Source organism: Catellatospora chokoriensis (assembly GCF_011297315.1).
GTDB lineage: Bacteria > Actinomycetota > Actinomycetes > Mycobacteriales > Micromonosporaceae > Catellatospora > Catellatospora citrea.
In genome coordinates, this window is record NZ_JAAOTI010000002.1 from 428,214 (window position 1) to 446,628 (window position 18,415).

An 18,415-nucleotide genomic window follows, 5' to 3' on the forward strand; every position below is an offset into this window, starting at 1 on the left:
GATCAAAGTATGGAACATGTGCAGAGAACCGAGTGCAGCTGTGAGCTGGAAGGTTCCACTATGGACTTCTCAACGAACGCAGATCTTGTAGACGCGTGTAGTAACTAGCTGATGTACTGCGATCACGGATGGTGAAGCCCCGGCGTGGTGACTGCCGTTGGCCCGGTGTTGCCACTTCGGCCGGGGCTTCTATGGGAATCTCTTGCACACCCATTACGCCGTCCGGATGGCCTGTCGCGCTAGGCGACAGCACTGGACATGGGGGGACATAGACGATGTCCACAGGCGTGAACAGCGCCAATGAGGACGTGGGTGCCTTGACGGCTCGTCTTCGGCTCGATCGAGGGTGGAGCCGACAGCGGCTCGCGCATGAGTTTGAACGGCTAGCTCGCCAGCGCGGCGAGAGTCTTCCGCCCAAAGACTCGATCATCAAGCAGATCTACCGTGTCGAGAGCGGACGGATCCAGATTCCTCAGCAGCCATACGTCAGCCTCTGGTGCGAGGTGTTCGGCGTTGACCCAACGGAGCTGTTCGCCGTGACTCCGCCGGTCGGTACAGCACCGATGGATGAGACGGGCTCGTACGCGGTGACGAGCCACAAGTTCATCCCGGTCTACCTCGGTGGAGAGGGCGCTAGCGCGCTTGTCGACCGGGGAGGCCTGGCACCCGCCGCCGGACAGTGGTGGGTCGGGTGTCACAAGCAGTCAATCATGGCCACAGACGCCAGCGCGGACCTCTACGTGTGGCCGTGGGGTGTAGCGCTGGTCCACCTTCGTGAGGAGTTGGAATTCGACACACTGACGGAACTCGCGTGCTGGCGGCGCGGCTCATACCCCGAGTCGCGGGCCTGGGTGGATGCGCAGGTCCGAGCAATCACGGGTGACCCGACCGTGTCTTCGCACTACTGCTTCTCCGGATACTGGCTGACCCGGGCCAAGTGGGAGGGGGAGCGGCTGGATAGAGCGGTGCGGCTGTTGTCCATGCCGGCGCAGCTCCTGCAGAGAGTGGATCAGACCGACGACGCGGCGGCGCTCTTGGCCAGCGGGCGGCAGGTCGAGCAGGTGATGATGAGCGATGGCGTGGAGCGAGCCGACCTGGTGGGATTCGGTGCCAGCGGGGTGTCGGTGGCTTACGCGAGTTGGTCCAGCGTCGCGTACCACCCCTTGGTGACCGACGCAGCACTGCCAGAGTCCGAGGTTGTGGCCTGCGAGCTGCTCGTGCAGGGAATCTGGTGCTACACGCGGCAAATCCTGCGCCAGGTGGAGAACGGAGTCGATCCGGTGGTGTCGGCATCGTTTGGGTGGAGGTTTCTTCGCGCCGTACGCTCACGTCTAACAGTCGCCGCGGCTGAGGAGACCGGGCAGGCCCACTCGATGCGGGCGGCGGTCCTGGAGACCAGCAAGCTTGTCCCTCAGCTGGACGCGGCCTTGGCCGCGCTCCGTGACACAGAAGCCGGAGCATAACGTGGACATCAGCCGGGCAGTGCTCGTGGTCGTCGACATGCAGCAGGGATTCGTGCATCCAAACTCGGCGTACGTAGTTCCGCGGGTGGTGGACCTGGTGAAGCGCTGGAGCGATGCGGGCGGCGCGCTCCTCTTCACCCGGTTCCAGAACTGGTCGGACAGCCCGTTCGAACGTTTCTTCAACTGGTCGGCGCTGATGAGCAGCCCTCAGACGGACCTGGTTCCAGAGCTAGAGCCATACGCAGCAACTTCGGCCATGGTTGACAAGCCGTTCTACACGCCGTTCACGGCTGAGGGAGAGAGCCTGATCTCGGCGAACGGATGGACCGACCTGGTGATCTGTGGCCTGACGACCGAATCGTGCGTACTCAAGACGGCGGTAGATACGTTCGAGCGACACCTCACGCCCTGGGTCGTCGCAGACGCATGCGCCACTCACGCTGGCCAGCAAGCTCACGAAGCAGGCCTACTGGTGCTTTCGCGGTTCATCGGCCGGGGCCAGATCGTCACCCTCGCTGACCTTGCGCTGTCGCCCGGGGCGCTTGAGATTACGGCAGACAGGACGCCGGTGGTGCACAACATCGTGGCCTAACCTGGCCAAGGGAGCCTCTACGTCGAAGAGGCTCCCTTGGTGTCGGAGGTTGGGCGACCGCCGGTGCCCGGACGAGGGCGAGCCTCATGCCACCCGATGATCCGGGCAGGCTGCCAGACGTGGGTACGGCCGATCGTCTTGTCGGGCGCTGGCATCTGTCCACGCGCCCGGTAGGTGCTGACTGTTCCAACTCCCACACCGAGGTAGGCGGCCACGTCACTCGTGGTCCACCACTCCGCGGAGGGATCCGGTGCTGCCGTCACGGTGTCACGATAGCGGCCGCGGCCCGGTTGGCGCACAGCATGCTGCCTGGTCTACGTCGCCAAGCTCGGCAACCCCGAGCGATCCGACGAGGTTTCCGTTGATGACTTGCTGCGGCTCGTGCCCTATCAGCTTCGTCCTAGGTCCTGCGGCAGGCGGATGAGCCGGTCCTCCTGCGTCAGATTGAGCACGACATCGTGGGCGAGCTGCAAGAGAATCTTCGGCGATAGAACATTGTCGACCGCAACTATTTGCAGCTGTCCCTCGTACCCACTTGCCGTCTCCTTGAGAAGGCGATAAACGTCATTGACACGCTCCTGATCAAAGCCCTCAAATCCAGCGTTTGCGGACAATCCGTCGAGAATGAGCAGCCCAGGCATCGGTAAGCCGCGGTCGATCGCCACGGTGTGATGTGCCAAAGCATGGGCGATGTTGACCAGGGTTTTAAGGCCTTGGCTTGAAAGCTCGTCGAACGACCGGCCGGCAACGATGGGGAGATACGTATTCCTGTTGATCTTCACGGTGAGTTCTTGGCCAAGGTCGGGAATGCGGAGCTGGCGCAGGTACGCCAGCATGCGCTCCTCAAGCGCGATTACATTTTGCTCAGCATCTGCCCGACTGAGTTCCCAGCTTCCGATCAAGTTAACGATCTCTTCGCGCGCCGCCTCCAGCTCGCTTCGACTGCCAGCCTGCTGGTCGAGGCGATCCAAAATGAGAGCGAAATCCGCGAGTCTGCGAAGTTCGCCTTCAGTGCGAGCGATCTCACTCGCGAAGTGGGCGATGGCAGCAGCGTGGTCTGACACGAACGTGCTAGTTAACTCATCGAGGGTTCGTGCCGTGTCAGACGCCTCATGGTCGAGCCGAGCGATTTGCGTCTCAAGTTTGGCGAGAGCGCTCTTGCGAAGGTCAAGTATTTCCGAAGTCTCAATAATCTGGTTTGAGACCCTCTCCTGTTCGATCAGCAGCTGGTCACGTGAGGTTGCCGGCTGTGGCTCTTGGTGGCACAGATAACAGAGATGAGCGGGCGTTCGCATCGGTTGCACATCTGTGCCACATCGAGGACACACAACAAAATCGAAGTCGACCAACCATTCGTCGGCAACAATAGCGCGGGTCAACTTCGCTGATTGCGAATTCAACTGGCGGTGCAGGTCGGTTAAATCAGTGATTTGGCCCTCCAGCCGTGAGAGCCGGGATGCTGCTTCTCCGCGCAGAGCCCGAACAGACAGGAGCGACTCCCGGAGATTTGCTACACCCGGTACTTCGGCAACCTCAGAGCTGATAAGGCGCTGTTCTCCGCGAAGGTGCGTAAGTTGTTCGGTGAGACGTGCTATACGCGCATCAACCGTCTTTCTGTCAGAGATAGGTGTACTCGCTATGAACCGTCTATGAAATTCAGCTTCGCGACCGAGGGTTTCTAGCTGTAAGTCAATTGTGCGTAGTTTCGCGTTCAGAGAAGCCATCTCAGGGTCGTAGTACCCGTAGGCAATCTCAAATACCCAGCGCCGTTTCGCATCGCGAAATACTCGCTGGTGGCCAAAAACCTGTGTATCAATCTCGTCGCCTGTGATTATGCAATAACCTAGCCAATCGGTCATCGTCACAGGCGTTTGGGCACCGCCGGGCTCACTCCGGGCTTGCGGGACGCTAATCGACGGAATTCCCAGGCGGTCCAGTATGAATGTGCTGTAGGACTGCTCTGCGCTAGCTGCCTTCAGCCGCAGCGCTACGGGCGGTCGGCCGGGCGGTACATCGTTTTCTCCTAGTTCCACTAGTGCATCGCGGGTCGTGGTTTTTGGGCGGTAAATGCTCCAGGATCGATCGCCGAGCACGACTTCGGCACGCACAGCTTGCACGTAGTCGACCTCCGGCGGAAAGCCGCGCGGAACAGTTCCGAGCAGCGCGCGTATAAGGCCTATTAACGTTGTCTTTCCGGTGGAAATATCGCCTTGAATGATATTGAGACCGGAGTGGAAGCCTATCTCTCGCCCGCCGCCGACGAGTTCAACCTTCTCAAGTTCTAGTCGTCGTACGCCTGGGTGGTCACCCGAGCTCCACGGTCCTGGCGATGGCGTCACGTTAGCTCCTCATGCCACTCGGCGTCAGCGACCTCGGGTAGCTGATACAGGTAACTTTTCAGGGTGGTTCCCTGCTTGTCGAGATACTTCTTTAACAAATAGAGCCTGGCGACAATCTGGTGGAATGCCTCGTCAGACCGTAGACCGGCTGCAAGGATGGCTCCTGCCTCGGTGGTGCGATAGCCAAGTGCAGTCGATGAGCCTAAAGGCGATACTACGACAAGGCCACGCCCTATCAGGGATCCAAGGATCGCATAGTACGAATGATCCCATGGGCCGTAGCGATATCGCATCATCCGCGAATCCAGTGGAGCATCGGTGATGTCTATGGTCGCTAGATCTTTGGATTTGGCGTTTCTGCCTTCCAAGACTCGATGCAAGTGCCGTGGATACCTGAGGAGGAAGTCAAGCTTCGCTAGCTTTACGCGTCCTTCTAGGTGCCTGGGCATCCCCTTTGGTGTACGGCTGAATTCGTCAATCAATAGGAGAATTCGTGCCTCGCCGTCGCGTGACGGGCGAAATTTGGCCTTCGTGGGGGAGCCATCAGATCGTGGCGGGGGAACATCCCCGCCCACCACCGCGCCTGCGTGTGCGGTTGCGACGCTCACGCTGGCCTCCAGGGAAACCGGCACTCGTCAGAAAGGTGCGCGATGTATCCGTATAGGAGAAAAGGGTCACGAGAGAATAGCGCATTTCTATCGCACTGGCTTAGGTCCGCCGGATTAGCAAGCAGCGTCGCGGCTATGGTCTCCGCTGGCCTGTGCGCTTGTGTTGGGTTGACTGCCCCGTCGAGAGCGACTCGTGTCGCCACGGCGCGCACGTATGTAAGCGTGCGATGTGCCAGGCGTTCCAGTTCCTCTTCGGCGTTCGCTCTGCTTGCAAGCAGCAGCTGGCGTTCAACGTCCATCTCGGCTCTGAAGCCTTGGGCTTCCTGAATCCTGTCGTGTGAGGCGCTTCCTGCGCGCATCTTTAACTCAAGCATGGACGTTCCTTGCCCGGCGGCGAGCCTTTGCATCAGCACGTCCACGTGCTCGTTGGGCAGGGGCGGACACAGGGCGAAGACGACTGATCGAGTGAGCGTTTGCCGTCGAACCTCTAACGGTACGAGCGTCGGCATGTCTTCGAACATCGGTGCCGATGCGGGCGGGTCGGCGAGCCTCGTCCCAAGTAGAGCAGTAATGCTGGCCGGCTGGTCGGCCGCTTCCTGTGCCGCGGTCGCTGCTTCAAGCAGCCGCTCATAGACGGTTTTCAGTTCACCAGACGACGTGCCGGGCCACAGCGCAGTCATCTTCCAGAGTGCCGTAGCGTCCATATTCGCCCGCGAGGGCTGTCCAGGCTCGATTCGAAGTCGCTGCAAGAAGTCGGTTAGCTCGCGGGCGGAGAGACCGTACGTGCGGAGCTTCTTGCACACCTTGGCGTCTGCCGTGGTGGGATCCTCAACAAACGCAACCGTAGCTTTGACTTCGGATATGGGGCCTTCAAGCCACAGTTCAAACGTGGATTGTAGGTGAAGATCCTTCTCTTTTGCCTTCTTGTAAGACCTGACTAGGGAGTCGAAGCCGCTGTCGCACATGTTGACAGCTGTCCATGACCCCCGGTCGCGCGTCTTGAGCTGCATAAACTTCAACGAACGTGGATACACCAAAATGATGTCGTCGATGTGCTCGCAGATCACGTAGTACGGGCCGCCGACGTCGGGCAGGCACGTTAGCCATTGAAGAACTGTTTGCTTTGCTTGCCAGGTGTATCGGCTGAAGGTATCGACACCACTTCTGTCGCCACTCAGTTGGCCTGCTCGTTCCCACAAGTCCCGAGCTGCCGCGACGTCCGCCTCAGTCACCTGACCACCTTCCGGGCTAGCGGCCGACGAGCGAGGCAGGCTACTGAGAGTAACTGTTCGATCGTCAACATGTGACCGATGCTAGCCACGTCGCCTACGGCGCACGATCCTCCGTATGGAGAGCATTTGACGGTTTCCCGGGATCCCAGCGGCTTATGGGGGGAACCCGCATGGACCAGATCTCTACGCGGTTGCGCGCCGTGCGGCCGAGGGGTGGGGCGTGGATCTGGTGGCGGCGGCCGATGCTGGAGTGCCGAGTTAAGGCGAGTGTCTAACTGAGTGTCTACGGTGACGTACGGGCCTGCACGGTTGCGTACGCTGGCGGACCGGGCGTGCAGCTAGCGGTGCCTTCTGTGGCCGATGAGGTAAGGATGCTTTGTCCTTCACACGGAAGAGGTCACTGGTTCGATCCCAGTATCGCCCACCAGCAGTTGCATCAGGTCAAAGCCCTTCTTCGGAAGGGCTTTCGCCGTTCTGCGAGTCGTCCATGAATTGCGGAGTCAGCGAAGGCACTTCGTATGCGGCCGTCGTGCTCACCTGATTGATGCGTGTGTCGATTGAGTGTCGCTGATGCTTGCTCGTGTCCCATGACCTTTTGAACGTCGTCGACGGGCACGCCGCTGGAGATCAGCCACGTCGATGCACCACACCAACGGCCAGACCTCGGCAAGGCCGGGTTGACGGCTACGCCGAGCGTGAGGGGATCTGGCTTCCCAAGCTGCTTGTCCACTCTGGTGGCTCAGACGATCGGCTATTCTCCGCGGATGTCTCTGACCGATGCGGAAATCACTGCGGCGCTGGCCCCAGCCGGGCTCCAGTTCATCGAACGTGTCCGACAGTCGGTCCAGCTCCCGTTGCCGGCCGGAAGGGGCGCGGCAAGCTGTGCGTCTGAGGACGGGCGGTTCGACTGCCTCCCTCACGAGATCGTCGACGTCAACGACCCCGACCTGTCACCGAGGGTCAACGCCGGCTGGTGGCGCATGGCAACCGAGTTCGGGCTACTCGACGAACAACGAGAGTTCCTACTGGCCGTGGACCCCGAGATCGCCTGGGTGAGAGTCCGGCTCCTTGACGAGTGGGATATCGCGGGTAGTGGCGTGCCCGCACTTAGAAGCAGCTTCGCTGGGCTGTTCACGGATCGTTTCGTGCCCGAGTTCACTACGGTCTCGCTGGACGGCCGGATGCTGATGAACACGACGGTATGGGGAGACGGCACGGTCAGCACCATCGTCATCCGACCGGACCGGCTACCAAGCGGAGGGCCATCCACGGGCCATCAGTCCGTGTGAAGGAGGGGTCACCCGGGCCGCTCGGGACCGCGTTCCACCAGGTGAGCCGAGGTCAGAGCTGTTGATCTGGGCGATTCCCAAGCTGAGAGTGGGTCTAGGGTCAGCAGGCGGGTGCGGTGTTGTGTAGCGTCTCGCGACTATGGTGCACCCCCTCAGCTCGGCAGGTCGTGCGCGAGCCCTCCTTGCGATCCTCCTCGCTGTCATTGCCCCGGTCTCCGTCGCAGCCTGTGGATCTTCCGAGCAGGAGAAGGCACATGCAGCCGCCCAGAGCGTCTACTTGAAGGCGGTGGAGCACCGCAACGAGGTTCTCGATCAGATACTGGCTGATCCGCAGCCGTCTTGGACCGAGTTGCGCACGCTGGCTCAGGAGATGGCCGAGGCCGAAGTTGATGAGCTCGCGCAGCTCGAAGCAGCCACCTGGCCAGCCAACGCGCAAGACCCCATCTCCGCCTTGAAGGGCGACATACGATCCGCTATCCCCTTCTGGAACAAGGCCGCGGTGGCGGTCGATGAGGACGCGCTCTACGAGAACATCAATCTGGCACTTGAGTACTGTGGCGGCCCGGCAGCGGGGGAGGTCCGGGTCGCCTTGGGACTGCCGACGGCTGGGTAGACCAGATGCAACGGCCGGAGCGGGCTTCCGCTGTCGATGAGCGAGAGTCCGTCGGTGGGGGGAAGTCGATCACCAGTCGGGGTACTCAGTGGTTGCCGAGCCCGTTGAGGAAGATGTCGACGACCAGGTCAGCCGCCTGGGCGGCGTCGATCTCCGGAAACCGGTGAGCACCGGTGTCCACCAGTTGATCAAGTACTGCTCTCGCCCAGGGCAGCGGGATGTCGTTCCGCAGATGACCTTCGTCGACCGCGCGCTGGACGAACGCGTCTACCCGTGCGCTGAGCTGGTCACGCCTGACACTGGCGGCCGGGTCCTGCTGCATCATGTGCCGCGTGTCGACCGGCCATTCCCGGCTGACCGGGATGATGCCTTCCACGTAGCGGTGCAGTGCGACCGCCACGGGCGCCGTTGTCAGCCGGGCCGCGTCGAGGACTTCCTCCGACGAGTCGAGTTTCGCCTGGAAGACTGCGCTGAGTAGGGCTTTGCGTGTAGCGAAATGGCGATGCAGCGTGGTGCGGTCCACGTCTGCCGCAGTGGCGATGGCGGCCAGTGAGGTCCTCGGGTCCTCGGCCAGTAGTCGGGCGCCGGTGCGCAGCACCACGGCGAGATTGCGGGCGGCATCGGCTCTCATGATGGGCAAATGCTACCAGCACGTGGCGCTCAAGCGCTTAATGGCGTCAATCACGCTGTAGTTGAGTCAGTAAGTGCTACATTTTTGTTGCAGTTAGGGGCCAGCTACAGGTGACCCCTTCAAGATCGGGCTCGCGAAGCGATCATGGAAATGGGAGAAATAATATGAAAACGTGGCTTATCACTGGCGGTTCGCAAGGTCTGGGCAAGGCATTGGCGGTGGCGGCGCTGAGCGCGGGCGACCGGGTCGCGGTGGCTTCCCGGCAGCCGAAGGCACTGGACGAACTGCAACAAACCTTTCCCGACAGGCTCCAGTCCCTGCAGCTGGACGTGACGTCGCCCGCCTCGGCCCGGGAAGCGGTCGCAGCGGTGGTCGACCGGTTCGGCTCGCTCGACGTGGTGGTCAACAACGCCGGCTACGCGACCAGCAACTCGGTCGAGGACTTCCCGGAGGACGAGTTCCGGGCACAGATCGATGCGAATATGTACGGCGTGATCAACGTGACGAGGGCGGCGCTGCCCGTCCTGCGCCGTCAGCGCTCCGGCCACATCGTGCAGGTCTCGTCCATCGGGGGTCGGGTCGGCGGCACACCCGGGCTCAGCGCCTACCAGACGGCGAAGTTCGGCGTCGAGGGCTTCTCCGAGGCGCTGGCAAGCGAGGTTGCCCCGCTGGGGATCAAGGTGACCATTGTCGAACCTGGGGGCATCCGTACGGGCTGGGCCGCTGGTGCTGCGAGCGCCTCCGGGAGCATGAACCCCGACTACGCCCCGACGGTCGGGCTGTGGCTCGAGCGCTTCGGCGCCTACAGCGGCAACGAGCCCGGCGACCCCGCACGCATGGCCAAAGCCATCATCGACGTCGTCGGCGAGCCCGAGCCTCCGCGCAGGCTGCTGCTGGGCAGCGACGCCCTGGAGATCGCCCTGAGCGCCGAGCAGGCGCGGATCGCTGAGGCCACGAAGTGGGCCGCGGTCAGCCGGTCCACGGACCATCCGGCCGGGGCCTGAGCCCGCCCGCCGTCGCGGCCGCTCCGGCTCCGCCGGCGGTGGGCTGGGCCATCCGGCGGTTCAACAAACTGCGTGAGGCCAGCGCCGACGAGGTCGCCGCGGCGATCTCCGCCGAGAACGGATCGGCGAGCTGGTTCACCAGGATCGGGAAGCCGTTCCTGACCCGGCAGGCCAACGCTACGATCCACTAGTTCATGATCCGTCTCACCGGCGCGTCCGTACAGGTGCAACGGTTACGACGGATCCTTGAACTGGCGAAACGCGGTTCGGATTGTGCCAGGTACGGTCCACCATCGGACATATGATGATATGTCCGAATATATCGATTGGTCCAGCTCTCTGAGCTGGGCCTTTCGTGTTAGAGGAGCGGTTCGAGCACCGTATCACCGCTCCCAGCGCCGCCATTCATGCGGGCCGAGTCCTGCAGTCACGCGCGTTCACCTCGTGGGAGCGCGGGCGGGACGGGCTTCTGCGGGAAGCGCAGCACCGGTGGCGATCGTGCGCTTGAACCTAGATGTGCTCTGTTTTCGCAGTTCATGTAGCTTCTCCGGATGGCGAGTCGTGGGATTCAGCGCGGCGACGTGGCGGTCATGGGCCTGCCTGACGGCGGGTTCGGCGCCTGCCAGGTGACCGCGGTCGACAAGGACCTCGTTTCGGCGTATCCGCTGCGGTGGCATTCATCGACCCCGCCGACGCTGGACGATCTCCGAGGTGTCGAGCCGCTCATACTTGATCACCATGCTCACGGTGGGCGGATCGCGCACCTGAACATCGGCAGCTGGCACGCGATCCCGCCGGGTTTCCGGTGGATCGGCGCCCTGCCCGTGCCGCCGGACGTGTCAGATCGGTCGGACGTGTATTCGGGCTGGCAGGCACTGGGCGCTGACGTGGTGCATCAACACCGATGGGATCACCAGCTTCCGCCGCCGGCGAAGGCCGCCTATCGCGCGGGGGCTCGCGGCCACGTCAACATTGACTTCGGTGGTGGCCGGGTCTGGCTCGCCGGGGTGACGGGTCAGCTCGACCTCACGGACAACGGGCCGGTCGAGATGCCGGCTTCCGGCGCGGTGGACTGGGCGGCGTTGGATGAGCTGCCACGCTGCACTGCGCTGACCTGGGGCGGGCCCGATCGCGGCCTGTGCTCTGCGCTGGCCGATCACCCGATGATCTCGTCGCTGGCCTGGCGTGACGCGCCACATGTCGTCGACGTGTCCGAGACTGGTCTGACGCACCTGAGCCTCGCCGGGGACGTACGTGAGGTCCGGCTGCCACGTGGGCTGCTGCACCTCGATTTGGATGCCCTCGGCCCGGATACCACCGTGACCGCGGTCGATGACGGTCACTGGCTGTCCCTCACTGTCACCGATGCGAAAACTCTCGTCGGCCTGCCAGCAGGACTCGGGCGAGTGCGGGACGTGACGGTGATCGCTGGCGGGGTAGCGTCTGCGGCGGTCGTGGCGCACCTGGCCGAGCTGGAGATGCTGCGCATCCGGTGGCGCAGGCCACCAGGGCAGCTGACGGACGCGTCCGTGCTGGCGCGGCTGAACCGTCTGGCGGTGGTTGAGCTGATCGACGGGTATGGGCTGGACGCGGACACGCTGCCGGATCTGCCGTCGCTGACCCACGCGGCCTTCAGCGGTGTCCGCCGCTCGATCGTCGCGGCGGTGAAGAGCCGCTTCCGCAAGACTCCAGTGCGGCTGATCGTCGACGGCGCCAAGGGTGACACCTGGCTTGCCGTGAACCTGAACAATCCGTTTCGGGACTGGGTCGACGATCATGCCCGTGGTGGAGCAGCCGCTTGCAAGGCATATGCCGTGGCATCGCGGGCCGTGGACAAACTTACCCAAGGCGATCGGATGCCAGGTGAAGCCGAGCCCGTCCTGCAAACCTTGATCAAGGCGCTCAACGATCTCGACCACAAGCACAGCCTCGTCGACACGCTCCGCCGGGAGCAGGCGTATGACGCATTCCGGGAGCTCGCCGATAGGGCCGGCGTTGCCGCGGACACCGCTGACGAGTGGTTCGACGATTGGCGGGATTTCTAGACCGGCGTGAGCTGGACCCGGCGCCCGCACAGCCGACGACACGCATCGCAGGCATGAGCGAATGTTTGGTAGACCATGAGGGCAAACCCGCCTGGCACTGACCGGGCGTGACGTTAAGGAATGTGCTGTGTTGACTGACGACGAGTTCTGGGAGCTGGTGGCCACGCTCGGCGCACGACCGGACGCCCAGGACGACACTCCCTATGAAGAGCTGACTGAGAAGCTCGCGCAGGGGCCGGTCGATCGCATCACCGGCTTCGCGGAGGTGCTGGCCCGGCAGCTATATGAGCTGGACCGCAGGTACCTCGCCCAGGGCACGGGCCTTTCCGACGACGGCTTTCTCTATGCCCGCTGTGCCGTAGTTGTCGCCGGCAGGGAGGTGGTGGCGACGGTTCTCGCAGACAAGGCTGCCTTCGCCCCGTACGCCACTGACGAGGCAGCGCACGCAGAATCGATCCTCGATGTCGCATCGAACGCTTACCGGTTGAAGACGGGTCGCGAATGGGACCACATCGAGAAATTTGACTACGAAACCGGTTCGAACGAAAAATGGTGGTGAGGCAAGCCTCAGAATGGCGCGGCGATCACAGCGGCCAGCCTCCGCGCCAGCCCCGCGACGCGGTCGCCGCTACGCGGCATGCGGTGGATCTCTCCTCGTGCGCATCCGCATCGCTCGTGCCGCGATGATCGAGTGGTGACGGTCCGCGATCGGATCGTGCCCGTCTCGGAGCTGTGTCACCTGCGCGCCAGAGAGCGGTTCGGCGTGGCACCATGTGCTGACCTTGCCGCGGGAGCAGAGAACGGACACGCATGGCCGCTGTCGAAGGAACCCGTTCCGCCGAGCAGTGGCGGCGCTACCTCGCCGAGTACAGCGCCGACGTCCTGCGGGTCGCCGCAGATGACGAACTCGGCCAGGTCAGCGACACCCAGCGGGCAAGTCGCTGGCTGGGCTTCGACGGAGCGAGCGCCGCACAGCTCGCGCTGCTGGAGCAGCGTCTGGGCACCGCGCTGCCGCCAAGTTACCGGTCGTTCCTGGCGGTGTCCGACGGCTGGCTGAACATCTCCACGTTCATGTGGACCCTGCGCACCACCGGCGATGTCGACTGGCTCCGCGACGCCGACCCGGACCTGCGCGACATCCTGCTGGACGGCGCCACACCGGCGGAGGAGTCGCTGGCCGACCGGGCTCTGCTCGTCTCAGGCGACGGGGACGCCCAGTACTGGCTGCTCGACCCCGGTGACGTGTCACCGGACGGCGAGTGGGCGGCCTACATCTGGGCGAGCTGGTACCCCGGCCTCGGCGAGCGGCACGAATCGTTCGCCGCCCTGGTCGACACCGAGCGGGCGTCCTTCGAGCAGATCAGCGGACGAGCCGGCCGGTCGGTCGATCCGGAGGGCGCAGCGGACCTGGTGGCTGCGGGCCGCGACCTCGCGCTGCGGGGCGACGCCGACGCAGCGGCGGACGCCTTCACCCGCGCCGCGAACAAGGGCTCCGGTGCCGGCGCCTACCTCGCCGTCATGCTGAACGCCTTCCGCGCCCCAGCGACGGTGCACCACGAGATCCGCAACAACATTCTCGCCCACCCGCATGTCATTGAGGAAGTCGGCCTGGATCAGGTGCGCGCGGAGGCGGTGCCGCTGTTCCTGCACCGGTCGTCGATCGGCCCGTACCGCAAGCTCTTCGCCGGCATCCTCACCGAGGAGGAGATGGAGGCGATCGACGGGTTCACGCCACCGCTGCTGCCCGAGCCGCGCGACTTCAGGGAGGCACTCGACCGCGGCCGCCAACTCCTCCGCAACGGTCTTCCCGACCACGCGTGGGCTGTGCTCGAAGCCGCGTTGCCGAGTTGGCACTCCGACTCACCACACCGCGTCGCACCCACCGTCCTCCTCACCGACCCCGAGCTGCGCAACCTGATCACGCCCGAGCGCGCCCGAACCGTCGTGACGATGCCACGAGGAACCAGCGCTCCGTGACCGATGCTGGTGTCGGGCCCGACGCACCGATCTGCGCGACGCTGATCGGCGTCAGCCGACCCCCGCGAACATCCGGCGTGTTCGGACGGCTGGAACGGTCATGTCTGGGCCGTGAACTGCTGGAATGCGGTTCGGATTCTGCCGGGTATCGTCCACCGTCGGACATATGCTGATATGTCCAAATCTATCGATTGGTCCAGCTCTCTGAGCTGGGCCTTTCGTGTTCAAGGGGCGGTTCGAGCACCGTATCACCGCTCCCGGCGCCGCCATTCATGCGGGCCGAGCCCTGCAGCCATGCGCGTTCACCTCGTGGGAGCGCGGGCGGGACGCGCTTCGTTCAGGAAGCGCAGCACCGGTGGCTGGAGAACGTGTGGGAGCCCGAGAGGGCCAAAGCCTGCACCGTGAGGTACGGCTGTGCCGGTGCGCGGACTGCCGGGGGGTCTTCGGCGTGTACGACGAGGTGGATGAACACGCTGCCAAGCGGGTCTGTCGCGGCTGTGGTGCGGAGCATTTCATTGCTGACAGCGGCAGCGATTACTGGGACTACACCCGGTCAGCGGCCATGGTCTGCGAGTGCGACGGTGACGGCGACGAAGAGGACTTCAACGTCGCGGTGGGCTTCTCCCGCTACGCCGACGGCGGCGGGATCCGCGCGCTCGCCATCACGAGCCGATGTGTCGCGTGCGGGCGGCTCGGCTACTGGGCGACTGGATGATCCGCGGTAGCGACATGCACCTTCTGGGTCTGGCGTAGGACGCCGTCGGCGCTGACCTTGTCTCCGGCGGGCTCGATCTTTAGGGGTCGTGAGGTGGGTTAGGCGGCTGCGCGCACGTGGTGAACTCGTTAGGGTGCTGGACGTGCTGAGTGACCGTGATCGCCTGCTCCGGATGTACCACCAGCGCGTCGCCGCCTACGACGACACTGTCGACGGCTTCCGTGACCGCTGGTCGGCATGGTGCCGAATCGCGCTTGCCTACGGCGGTGATCTGGTGGTGCCGCCGCTGCGGCCCGAGCCGGACCTGGACTGGCTGCTCGCCGACGGCGTGGAGCACGGCCCGCGGGTGAGGGTCGTGTCGTCGGGCGGGGACTGCCACCGCAGTGTTGCCAAGCTGTGGATCGACGGCAAGATCGACGTCATCGGCACCGGCTACGCGCTGTTCGAAGGGCTTTGGCGGCAGCACTCGTGGGGCGTCGGCGACGGCGACGTATTGGAGACCAAGTGGCTCTGCGAGCGGTATGTGGGCGTGGTCCTGCCGGCTGGCGAGCAGACGGTGCGGTTCGCGCTGAGCAACTTCGACGGCGACGTCAAACAAGTGCTGAAGCAACGTACACGTCGGGCTGACGAGATCGTGCAGGTGTTGCAGGCCGTGCGCCGCCGGCGAATTGGACGGCGAGCAGTCTCGTTCCACGTCTGGGGTCGCCACATGACGTGGTTTGGACGGGATGCGAGGTGAGCAGGCGGAGGTATGTAGCCCGCGGGGTGCCCGGCGGTTACCGGATCTGGGACAACCGGGGCCGCCGCTGGTGGGGCGATCTGTACGAGTTGTGCCCGGACGGACTGCTCACCGAACTCAACGGCGAGGCGAACTATGAGAGGATCACTGCGCTGCTCAAGCGCTACCGAGCGCAGAAGCGTTGAGTTTGTCGGCGCTGCTAAAGGTGATCGTGGGCGGTGGTGGTCAGAGCCGGCCGTGGCTGGTCTGGTACCTGCGGGTAGGTGATCGAGCCTCTGGACGCTGGTCAGCCAGGTGGGGGACTGGCGATGATCTCGGACGCGGTGGGAATCGACCTGCCCAGGCCGGATTCGTGGACTGATGCCGAAGGGCACGCTCCGGCACGGTCAATCTGAACACCGTGGCGTTCGAGGTGTTCGGGCGGCTCGAAGCGGCGGCGTATCCGGCCGATGCCAGAGTTCCTATGCGGGGATCGGGATGAGTAGGGTGCGGTCTGCTCGCAGCAGCAGGATGCGGCCGTCCGGTGCCTGGGTGAGCTGGACCCCGGGTGGGGCCATGGTCGAGTCGTCGATGCTGGCGGTTACGTCGAGCAGGGTGCGGTCCGGCACGTGGCAGCCGGGTGCGCAGTGCCACAGCACCCACCGCCATGCGGTGCCGACCTGCTCGCCTCCTGCACTACGTCCCAAGCTGATGTGTAGGCCGCGCCGGGTGATCCGCTCGGCGGTCACCGCGTACGTGCCACGGCCGGGCAGGGTGAGGGTCGAGTCCGGGCCGAACTCCAGCCGCGTGCCGGAGGCGTCGAGATGGCCCGCGTCAGATCCGGCGCCGGGCAGGCTGGCGAACGGCTCCCTGTACGGTGGGGAAATGCTGATCACCGACCAGATCGGCCCGGAATTTGCCTGGTGCGGATGGTCGACGGGCACGATCTGCGGGTCGGCGCAGGTAACGGGCGCACAGGTGGCGGTGACGTAGCCGCCGTCGATGCGGAAGCTCGCATGCGGTGTGCCGTCGGCGTCGACGACCAGCCGGCCGGTCGCGCCACCGGAAGACCAGCTGGGGTCTACGCGCGGGATCGTGCCGAGGTCGTAGCGCTGCGGCTGTGCGCAGTCGAAGTTCGGGCACCGAATCAGCCGCAAGCGCGTCCGGACCGCGGTGGGCCAGACGCCGTCGGCCGCCGCACGCCGGTCTTTGTCGGCTTCGGGGGTGGCGAGCGCGAACAGCAGCCCACCGCCGACGCCTGGCGCCCCGGCGAACATCGACCAGCCGGCGAACTCCTCCTTGGCCGAGCCTCGCATCGCCAGCCATTGCTCGGCGCACTGCCCCTTCCCGGGCGTGCAGCGCGCGTAGTGCAGGAATGGGCCGCCACTTTCGGCACTGCCACTCGTGCCGATCTTCAGCGCGTTGCCGTCCGGTGTCAGCGTGACGGTGCCAGTCATCCACTCCGTCTCCGGTCCGCCATGTGCGGGGCTGGCCCTGTCGCAGACGGGGTCGTGGCAGAAGACCACGCTGCCTGGGGCCGACAGCACCGGATTGCCCTCGGCCGACCAGCCGACGATCCGGGAGTAGCCGCCCTGTCCCAGGGTGCTGGTCTCGATCGTGATGGAGTTGTACGGGTTCCATGCGGTCACCGCGGCGACGACCACGGTCGGCGCGGCCAGCGCGACCACCGCTGGCAATGCGGCGAGGCGGCTGATCCAGGCGCCGCCCGATGTCGTCGGATCGGGCACCGAGGCGGCCGTGGTCGTGGCGTGGCGCGGGGCCCAGCTCGCCAGCCGGGCGTCGACGGCGTTCAGGGGGTCCTCGGCCGGCTCGGCAGCCGCCTCGGCCTGCGCAAGCCGGAGATATCCTCGGGCCAGCAGCATCGCCTGGACGGCGACCATGCCGGTCAGCAGCACGGTCTCGGCCAGCCGTACCAGCCACGACCAGGTGCCGACGAGACCGGAAGCACCACCCGCGCCGGCTACTGCGGCCAGGAGGAAGCCGGGCAGGACCCCGCCGAGCAGGAACGGGACGGCGGCCTGCCGCACGTGGCGCCACGGGCGGACCCGGACGTTCCTTTCCACCACAGTGCCGACCAGCGTGAACATCAGATGGCCGGCCGCGACTGCCGCTGCCGCCGCGGCGGCGGCCAGCGCCAGGAGTCCGAGTAGCTGGCCCGGCGGGCCCCCGGTGCCGAGGAACCCGGCGACATTCACGGCGACCCACATCCACGCCGCCACGCCCAACCCCACGACGACCAGCTCAGCCGCGAGCAACGGCAGGCATCCCGCGACCGCCCACACGCAGCGCAGCGGCGACACGCGCACGCCGCGCAGCACTCCGATCCCGGCGACCGCCCCGGCGGTCATCGCGACCAGCCAAGCGGTGATCATGATCGCCAGGCGGCCCCATCCGGACCATCCGTTGTCCTCGGCGATCACGAAGGTGCCGTCGATGATCGGCGCGTCGCCACCGGCCGTCACGAAATCGGCCAGGCTCGTCACGATCAAGGCTGGGATCACGGCGGGCAGCAGCACCACGGCGAGCGTGCGCCAGTGGTTGACCGCCAGCTCGTAGCCGCCGATCTTGTTGCTCGCCGCACCGTGTGGACCGATCTCCGATGGGGGCATCGGCACAGGCTATGTCAGCTGCTCAACCCGCGCAGACCGGCGCTACCGCCGCCCGCCACCAGGAGGATGTGTCAAGGGCGATCCGCGACTCGCGGCAGAGTATGGGGCGGGCCGAACATTGGATGGTCACGAGGCTATGTTCGACGCGATCGAACTGCCGGTACGGTCACCACCGGTCCATGAGCTGCTGGAATGCGGTTCGGATTCTGCCGGGTATGGCCCACCAATACAATACGGACATTTTGCCGTCTCGAAGTCCCAGCTCATTGAGCTGGGACTTCGTTCGTTCTCGGCTCCGATAGATGGCGGTAGGGGCGTAACGCCCGGTTGACCCGGCGCGAACCGGTATTACGGTCCAGGGATGGACCGATGCTTCTGTGCGTGATCGGCGGCCTCGGGACAGCGTCGCCGTTCGGAAGCGATCTTGACCGGCCGGTTCCGAAGCGGTGGCGGTGATGGTGGGCGGTCTGGGCACGCTGGACGAGCTGACCGAAGTCCTGGAGCTGAAGAAGCACGGGCTGTACGACCGCCGCTGGTGCTGCTGAACACGGCGGGCTTC

Annotated in this window: 18 protein-coding genes; 13 read left to right on the forward strand and 5 right to left on the reverse strand. The window is 64.8% G+C overall.

What is annotated here, in order from left to right; translation table 11 throughout:
* Window positions 1-275 precede the first annotated feature (275 nt).
* Both HAV39_RS04595 and HAV39_RS04600 read left to right on the forward strand, forming a co-directional pair.
* On the forward strand, window positions 276-1,463 hold the full coding sequence (locus HAV39_RS04595) for an XRE family transcriptional regulator (RefSeq protein ID WP_239120733.1): 1,188 nt from the start codon (window positions 276-278) through the stop codon (window positions 1,461-1,463).
* 1 nt (window position 1,464) lies between these two features.
* Window positions 1,465-2,055 (forward strand): cysteine hydrolase family protein, encoded by a 591-nt coding sequence (locus HAV39_RS04600; protein ID WP_191837881.1) that lies wholly within the window; start codon window positions 1,465-1,467, stop codon window positions 2,053-2,055.
* Between the two features lie 389 nt (window positions 2,056-2,444).
* Here HAV39_RS04600 and HAV39_RS04605 read toward each other — a convergent pair whose 3' ends face one another.
* The 3 genes from HAV39_RS04605 to HAV39_RS04615 are packed head-to-tail and all read right to left on the reverse strand — an operon-like array spanning window position 2,445 to window position 6,234.
* On the reverse strand, window positions 2,445-4,394 hold the full coding sequence (locus tag HAV39_RS04605; RefSeq protein ID WP_239120734.1) for a hypothetical protein: 1,950 nt from the start codon (window positions 4,392-4,394) through the stop codon (window positions 2,445-2,447).
* The gene (locus HAV39_RS04610; protein ID WP_203736374.1) at window positions 4,391-5,002 is read right to left on the reverse strand and encodes a hypothetical protein; all 612 of its coding nucleotides are present in this window, start codon (window positions 5,000-5,002) and stop codon (window positions 4,391-4,393) included. Before HAV39_RS04610 ends, HAV39_RS04605 begins: the two co-directional genes overlap by 4 nt.
* The gene (locus tag HAV39_RS04615) at window positions 4,999-6,234 is read right to left on the reverse strand and encodes a dsDNA nuclease domain-containing protein (protein WP_191837882.1); all 1,236 of its coding nucleotides are present in this window, start codon (window positions 6,232-6,234) and stop codon (window positions 4,999-5,001) included. The genes HAV39_RS04610 and HAV39_RS04615 overlap by 4 nt, the downstream gene beginning before the upstream one ends.
* 764 nt (window positions 6,235-6,998) lie before the next feature.
* On the opposite strand from HAV39_RS04615, the gene HAV39_RS04620 reads away from it, so the two are divergent.
* Window positions 6,999-7,523, forward strand: a complete 525-nt coding sequence (locus HAV39_RS04620) for a hypothetical protein (RefSeq protein WP_191837883.1) — start codon at window positions 6,999-7,001, stop codon at window positions 7,521-7,523.
* A 139-nt stretch (window positions 7,524-7,662) separates the two neighbouring features.
* Window positions 7,663-8,136, forward strand: a complete 474-nt coding sequence (locus HAV39_RS04625) for a hypothetical protein (RefSeq protein ID WP_191837884.1) — start codon at window positions 7,663-7,665, stop codon at window positions 8,134-8,136.
* Window positions 8,137-8,221: 85 nt separating this feature from the next.
* Here the strand turns inward: HAV39_RS04625 and HAV39_RS04630 are convergent, their stop codons facing one another.
* On the reverse strand, window positions 8,222-8,737 hold the full coding sequence (locus HAV39_RS04630) for a TetR/AcrR family transcriptional regulator (RefSeq protein WP_223124391.1): 516 nt from the start codon (window positions 8,735-8,737) through the stop codon (window positions 8,222-8,224).
* 194 nt (window positions 8,738-8,931) lie between these two features.
* Between HAV39_RS04630 and HAV39_RS04635 the strand changes: the two genes are divergently transcribed.
* The 8 genes from HAV39_RS04635 to HAV39_RS04670 all read left to right on the forward strand — a co-directional run bounded on the left by HAV39_RS04635 (window position 8,932) and on the right by HAV39_RS04670 (window position 15,432).
* Complete coding sequence (locus HAV39_RS04635; protein WP_191837886.1) at window positions 8,932-9,771, forward strand: SDR family NAD(P)-dependent oxidoreductase; 840 nt, start codon at window positions 8,932-8,934, stop codon at window positions 9,769-9,771.
* A 38-nt stretch (window positions 9,772-9,809) separates the two neighbouring features.
* A complete protein-coding gene (locus HAV39_RS04640) occupies window positions 9,810-9,962 on the forward strand; it encodes a hypothetical protein (protein ID WP_191838002.1) in 153 nt (50 codons plus the stop codon).
* A gap of 360 nt (window positions 9,963-10,322) precedes the next feature.
* The gene (locus tag HAV39_RS04645; protein ID WP_191837887.1) at window positions 10,323-11,816 is read left to right on the forward strand and encodes a hypothetical protein; all 1,494 of its coding nucleotides are present in this window, start codon (window positions 10,323-10,325) and stop codon (window positions 11,814-11,816) included.
* A 127-nt stretch (window positions 11,817-11,943) separates the two neighbouring features.
* Window positions 11,944-12,375, forward strand: coding sequence for a DUF4240 domain-containing protein (locus tag HAV39_RS04650; protein WP_191837888.1), 432 nt, complete (start codon window positions 11,944-11,946; stop codon window positions 12,373-12,375).
* Between the two features lie 251 nt (window positions 12,376-12,626).
* A complete protein-coding gene (locus HAV39_RS04655; protein ID WP_191837889.1) occupies window positions 12,627-13,793 on the forward strand; it encodes an SMI1/KNR4 family protein in 1,167 nt (388 codons plus the stop codon).
* Between the two features lie 448 nt (window positions 13,794-14,241).
* On the forward strand, window positions 14,242-14,508 hold the full coding sequence (locus HAV39_RS04660) for a hypothetical protein (RefSeq protein ID WP_191837890.1): 267 nt from the start codon (window positions 14,242-14,244) through the stop codon (window positions 14,506-14,508).
* Window positions 14,509-14,641: 133 nt separating this feature from the next.
* Window positions 14,642-15,247 carry a hypothetical protein gene (locus HAV39_RS04665; RefSeq protein ID WP_191837891.1) on the forward strand — a complete coding sequence of 202 codons (606 nt, stop codon included), beginning with the start codon at window positions 14,642-14,644 and terminating at the stop codon, window positions 15,245-15,247.
* Entirely contained in the window at window positions 15,244-15,432 is a 189-nt protein-coding gene (locus HAV39_RS04670) for a hypothetical protein (protein ID WP_191837892.1), read from the forward strand. The genes HAV39_RS04665 and HAV39_RS04670 overlap by 4 nt, the downstream gene beginning before the upstream one ends.
* A gap of 276 nt (window positions 15,433-15,708) precedes the next feature.
* On the opposite strand, the gene HAV39_RS04675 is transcribed toward HAV39_RS04670, so the two are convergent.
* Complete coding sequence (locus tag HAV39_RS04675; protein ID WP_191837893.1) at window positions 15,709-17,856, reverse strand: hypothetical protein; 2,148 nt, start codon at window positions 17,854-17,856, stop codon at window positions 15,709-15,711.
* Window positions 17,857-18,302: 446 nt separating this feature from the next.
* Between HAV39_RS04675 and HAV39_RS42155 the strand changes: the two genes are divergently transcribed.
* Complete coding sequence (locus HAV39_RS42155) at window positions 18,303-18,401, forward strand: LOG family protein (RefSeq protein ID WP_275413999.1); 99 nt, start codon at window positions 18,303-18,305, stop codon at window positions 18,399-18,401.
* The last annotated feature ends 14 nt before the right edge of the window (window positions 18,402-18,415 follow it).